A 3,911-nucleotide genomic window follows, 5' to 3' on the forward strand; every position below is an offset into this window, starting at 1 on the left:
CAGCTCGTCGATGGCATCCCAGGCCGCCTTGTAGCTGAGCCCGGCTGCCTTGGCCGCGCGGGTGATGGACCCCTGCTCGGCGATCTGCTCGAGCAGGGCCAGGCGCTTCGGGCGGCGGTTGAGCAGTTGGGCGAGGGGATCGAGTGGCGACATGGCTCTTGGGCGGCTGGAGAACTGCACGGCACGGTGCGGGACTGCGCCATGTGCGTCAAGTCAGCCATCGCCCGGGCGCGGCGTGCGGGCCAGGCAGTAGACATCGACCCGCTGGGCACCGGCGTGGCGCAGCAAACGGGCGAGCGTACCGGCGGTCGCACCGGTGGTGAGTACGTCGTCGACCAGCGCCAGATGGCAGCCGGCAACCTGCGCTTTGGCATCCAGGGTGAAGGCCTGGCGCAGGTTGCGCTTGCGCGTGGCGGCGTCCAGACCTTGCTGCGCGGGCGTGTCGATGCGGCGCTGCAGCCAGTCATGCTGCACCGGCAAACCCAGGCTGGCGCCCAGCCAGGTGGCGAGCATCTGCGCCTGGTTGAAGCCGCGCAGTCGCTGGCGCTTGCGTGCCAGAGGCACTGGTAGAAGCACTTGCGGTCGCGCCAGCCCTTCGTCGTAGGCGTGGCTCAGGTGCTCGGCCAGCAATTCGCCGAGCAGGCGGCCGTGAGGCCATTGGCCCTGGTGCTTGAAGCGGGTGATCAGGTTGTCCACCGGAAAGGCGTAGCGCCACGGCGCTTCCACGCGGGCGAAGCTCGGCGGCTTGTTCTGGCAGGCGCCGCAGATCATGCCTTGGGCCGGTAGCGGCACTGCGCAGACCTGGCAGTGTGCGCCGAGCCAGGGCAAGTCGGTCTGGCAGGCGCTGCAGATGCTCAGTTCGGCGTGATCGCTGGCTTCATCGCACAGCTGGCAGTGGCGCCTGGGGCGCAGCCAGGCAAGGCGATGCGCGAGCGAAGCTGGAAAGAGCGGCATGCGGGCTCGTCCGTGAGCGAAAACTCTGAGGCTAGTCTGCCCTCAGCGAATCAGCCAACCCATCACCACCAGACCGAGGAACAGCCAGATGACGCCGCCGACGATGGAGCGGCGCAGCAGCGCGCGTATGCCGCTGTAGAGAAACAGCAGGCCGATGATCAGCAGGATGATGCTGAAGATCGACACATCCATGCCGATGGCGCTGGCCAGACCGTGGAGAAAATCGTCGATGGCATCGGCCACGGCGCCCAGCGCGCCGGAGAGCATGTCGACGACGAAGCGGATGGCGCGGCCCAGAGCATGGCCCAACCCTTCGAAAAAACCTTCTACCAGCATGCAAGCGTCCTGTTGTGGGAGTAGGTATTTGGCAAGATGCCATGATGGAAGTTCGATTGTTCAATTATTGATCTATCGTCAACCTGTGCCTTTCTTGCGGTTGACAGCATCCAACTGCCACATATGATGGCCTGAGCCTGAATGCCCCTGTGGGCCCGACAACAGATGCCGCCAAGCGTCGAAGGACTTCTCAAATGAGCGCAACCGCCGCAATCACCACCCGCCACGACTGGACTCTCGCCGAGGTTCGCGCACTGTTCGAGCAGCCGTTCAACGACCTGCTGTTCCAGGCGCAGAGCGTCCATCGTCAGCACTTCGACCCCAACCGTGTGCAGGTTTCCACGCTGCTGTCGATCAAGACCGGCGCGTGTCCGGAGGATTGCAAGTACTGCCCGCAGTCCGGCCACTACAACACCGGCCTGGACAAGGAAAAGCTGATGGAGGTGGAGAAGGTGCTCCAGGCCGCCGCCGAGGCCAAGGCCATCGGCTCCACCCGCTTCTGCATGGGCGCGGCCTGGAAGCATCCGTCGGCCAAGGACATGCCCTACGTGCTGAAGATGGTCGAGGGCGTGAAGAAGCTCGGCCTGGAAACCTGCATGACCCTGGGCAAGCTGACTCAGGAGCAGACCCAGGCGCTGGCCGAGGCGGGGCTGGACTACTACAACCACAACCTCGATACCTCGCCGGAGTTCTACGGCAACATCATCACCACCCGCACCTATTCCGAGCGTCTGCAGACCCTGGCCTACGTGCGTGAGGCGGGGATGAAGATCTGCTCCGGCGGCATCCTCGGCATGGGCGAGTCGGTGGACGACCGCGCAGGGCTGTTGATCCAGCTGGCCAACCTGCCGGAGCACCCGGAGAGCGTGCCGATCAACATGCTGGTCAAGGTCAAGGGCACGCCGCTGGCCGAGGAGAAGGACGTCGACCCGTTCGATTTCATCCGCACCCTGGCCGTGGCGCGCATCATGATGCCAAAATCCCACGTGCGCCTGTCCGCCGGCCGCGAGCAGATGAACGAGCAGATGCAGGCCCTGGCCTTCATGGCCGGCGCCAACTCAATCTTCTACGGCGAGAAGCTGCTGACCACCGCCAACCCCCAGGCGGACAAGGACATGGCGCTGTTCAAGCGCCTCGGCATCAAGCCGGAAGAGCGCGAGGAACATGCCGACGAGGTGCACCAGGCCGCCATCGAGCAGGCGCTGGTCGAGCAGCGCGATTCCAAGCTGTTCTACAACGCCGCCTCGGCCTGATTCCTCTTGTGTGGGAGCGAGCGCTGCTCGCTCTTACGGAAACCGTGCATGAGCTTCGATCTCGCTGCCCGCCTGGCCGAGCGCCAGGCCGCCGATCTGTTCCGCCAGCGCCCGCTGTTGCAGACCCCACAGGGGCCACAGGTGCGCGCCGACGATCAGGAGCTGCTGGCCTTCTGTTCCAACGACTACCTGGGCCTGGCCAATCACCCCGAGGTGATCCGTGCCCTGCAGCTGGGTGCGGAAAAATGGGGCGTCGGCGGCGGCGCCTCGCATCTGGTGATCGGCCACAGCACGCCGCACCATGAGCTGGAAGAGGCGCTGGCGGAATTCACCGGGCGCCCGCGGGCGCTGCTGTTCTCCACCGGCTACATGGCCAACCTGGCGGTCGTCACCGCGCTGCTCGGTCAGGGCGACAGCGTGCTGCAGGACCGTCTCAACCACGCCTCGCTGCTCGATGCCGGCCTGCTTTGCGGCGCGCGTTTCTCGCGCTACCTGCACAACGATGCGGTGAGCCTGGCCAATCGCCTGCGCAAGGCCAGCGGCAACTGCCTGGTGGTCACCGATGGCGTGTTCAGCATGGACGGTGACCTCGCCGATCTGCCGGTGCTGTGCGCCGAAGCGCGCGCCCGGGACGCCTGGGTAATGGTTGACGACGCCCATGGCTTCGGCCCGCTGGGCGCCACCGGCGGCGGCATCGTCGAGCACTTCGGTCTGGGCCTGGATGAGGTGCAGGTGCTGGTCGGCACGCTGGGCAAGGCCTTCGGTACCGCCGGCGCCTTCGTCGCCGGCAGCGAGGAACTGATCGAGACCCTGATCCAGTTCGCCCGCCCCTACATCTACACCACCAGCCAGCCGCCGGCGGTGGCCTGCGCCACCTTGAAAAGCCTGGAGCTGCTGCGCAGAGAAGGCTGGCGCCGCGAGCACCTGCAGCGGCTGATCGCGCGCTTTCGTCAGGGCGCGGCCGAGATCGGCCTGAGCCTGATGGACAGCCCGACGCCGATCCAGCCGATCCTGGTCGGCGACAGCGCCCGGGCGCTGAAACTCTCGGCCCTGCTCAAGGACCGCGGCCTGCTGGTCGGGGCTATCCGTCCGCCCACCGTACCGGCGGGCAGCGCGCGGCTGCGCGTGACCCTGTCCGCCGCGCACAGCGAGGCGCAGCTCGAGCTGCTGCTCGAAGCCCTGGCCGAGTGCTGGCCGCAGGTGCAGGCCGATGCGTGAGACGCTGATTCTGTTGCCGGGCTGGGGCCTGGATGGTGCCGTGCTGCAGCCGCTGGCCGAGGCGCTGGGTGACGAACTGCAGGTGCACGTTGCCGATCTGCCGGCGCTGACCTCGGTCAGCGTGCCGGATTGGCTGGACGAGCTGGACGC

Annotated in this window: 5 protein-coding genes; 2 read left to right on the top strand and 3 right to left on the bottom strand. The window is 66.6% G+C overall.

Features of this window, described 5'->3' with window-relative positions; genetic code table 11:
• The 3 genes from N7333_RS24050 to N7333_RS24060 form a co-directional block, all read right to left on the bottom strand.
• Positions 1-153: LysR family transcriptional regulator (locus tag N7333_RS24050; RefSeq protein WP_279859494.1), on the bottom strand; the 153-nt coding region annotated here is incomplete at its 3' end.
• Positions 154-213: 60 nt separating this feature from the next.
• A complete protein-coding gene (locus tag N7333_RS24055; protein ID WP_129482542.1) occupies positions 214-954 on the bottom strand; it encodes a ComF family protein in 741 nt (246 codons plus the stop codon).
• 42 nt (positions 955-996) lie between these two features.
• Positions 997-1,290 carry a hypothetical protein gene (locus N7333_RS24060; protein ID WP_004373651.1) on the bottom strand — a complete coding sequence of 98 codons (294 nt, stop codon included), beginning with the start codon at positions 1,288-1,290 and terminating at the stop codon, positions 997-999.
• Positions 1,291-1,484: 194 nt separating this feature from the next.
• On the opposite strand from N7333_RS24060, the gene bioB reads away from it, so the two are divergent.
• Positions 1,485-2,543 carry a biotin synthase BioB gene (gene bioB, locus N7333_RS24065; RefSeq protein ID WP_012019927.1) on the top strand — a complete coding sequence of 353 codons (1,059 nt, stop codon included), beginning with the start codon at positions 1,485-1,487 and terminating at the stop codon, positions 2,541-2,543.
• Positions 2,544-2,591: 48 nt separating this feature from the next.
• Positions 2,592-3,761, top strand: coding sequence for an 8-amino-7-oxononanoate synthase (gene bioF, locus N7333_RS24070; protein WP_012019926.1), 1,170 nt, complete (start codon positions 2,592-2,594; stop codon positions 3,759-3,761).
• The last annotated feature ends 150 nt before the right edge of the window (positions 3,762-3,911 follow it).

Source organism: Pseudomonas sp. GD04158, from assembly GCF_029834875.1.
Classification (GTDB): domain Bacteria; phylum Pseudomonadota; class Gammaproteobacteria; order Pseudomonadales; family Pseudomonadaceae; genus Aquipseudomonas; species Aquipseudomonas hydrolytica.